This is a genomic window from Desulforhopalus vacuolatus, from assembly GCF_016918505.1.
Taxonomy (GTDB): Bacteria; Desulfobacterota; Desulfobulbia; order Desulfobulbales; family Desulfocapsaceae; genus Desulforhopalus; species Desulforhopalus vacuolatus.
In genome coordinates this window covers 1-429 of the sequence record NZ_JAFFPZ010000121.1, presented here as the reverse complement: position 1 = coordinate 429, position 429 = coordinate 1, and the positions used below count along the sequence as shown (strand labels likewise).

General features: G+C 60.6%; 1 protein-coding gene. It reads right to left on the bottom strand.

Annotated elements, in window-relative coordinates:
• The coding region (locus tag JWG39_RS16170; RefSeq protein WP_275889036.1) for a sulfate ABC transporter substrate-binding protein at positions 1-406 on the bottom strand (406 nt) is incomplete at its 3' end.
• Between the last annotated feature and the right edge of the window lie 23 nt (positions 407-429).

Here is a 429-nt window from a genome sequence, read left to right as displayed (position 1 = left end):
GATCACCCCAGTCCTTGATCTGCTTGGGGTTGCCCTTACGCACCAGGAAGACGATGGTGGAGGTATAGGGAGACGCATTGTTGGCAAGGCGCCCCTCCCAATCGCTGGCGGTAAGACCCACCTTGGCCACGGCATCGACATCATAGGCCAGCGCCAGGGACACCACGTCAGCCTCCAGGCCGTCCACCACGGCACGGGCCTGCTTGCCGGAGCCACCGTGTGACTGGCTCACCACCACATCATCACCCGTCTTGGCCTTCCACTCCTTGGCAAAGGCGCTGTTGTATTCCTGGAACAGCTCGCGAGTCAGGTCATAGGAAACGTTGAGCAGGCGCACCTCGGCCGCATTGGCCTGGCCAAGTGCCAGCAGAGAGAGCAGGGTCAGGGCGGTCATTCGCAATTTCATGGTGATACTCCATATCGTTGGGT